Source organism: Vibrio sp. 378 (assembly GCF_033339435.1).
Genome location: NZ_JAWOUO010001135.1, coordinates 1 through 526, shown reverse-complemented (window position 1 = coordinate 526; position 526 = coordinate 1). Strand labels below are relative to the sequence as shown.

1 protein-coding gene is annotated in these 526 nt (G+C 43.7%); it reads right to left on the bottom strand.

The features are described 5' to 3' along the window. A partial coding sequence (locus R7Q48_RS30800) for a GntR family transcriptional regulator (protein WP_318134207.1) occupies positions 1-183 on the bottom strand: 183 nt, incomplete at its 3' end. Between the last annotated feature and the right edge of the window lie 343 nt (positions 184-526).

Genomic DNA, 526 nt, shown 5'->3' with positions numbered 1-526 from the left:
AGTTTCCAACGAGACTAACGCCTCTTTAATCGTGATTCGGGTGGTAGAAAACCGCTCACTTAACTCTCTTTCTGAAGGCAGTTTTTGCCCTTGAGAAACCACGCCAGTGTGAATTTGCTGTCTCAAACTGGTTTTAATTTTTCCTAACTGCGTCCCTAACTGGCCCGCACCTGTTGTTTTCATTCTGACCTAGTCCAATAGATATTTTCTCAACAAGATAAGAGGCTTAAGTAACAGAAATATGACAAGTCAAACTGCTCACTTCTTCATCAAATGAAATACAAACGCCACAGAAGTGAATCATAACTGTCAAAGTATCTGCACCAAACCGTCACATTCCACCCATAGGATAAAAAGCGAACTTACTGACCTAGTCCAGAAGGATGGAGACAATGAAAACTTTGCTTAGCCGTTCCACTGCCGTGCCTGCCAACCTGCTTGCAGCCACCGCAATTACAGCAACATTATCGGCGCCTGCTTTTTCAGCGGATGCCAATGTAGAATCCCTAGTAAAAGCCGCTCAAAA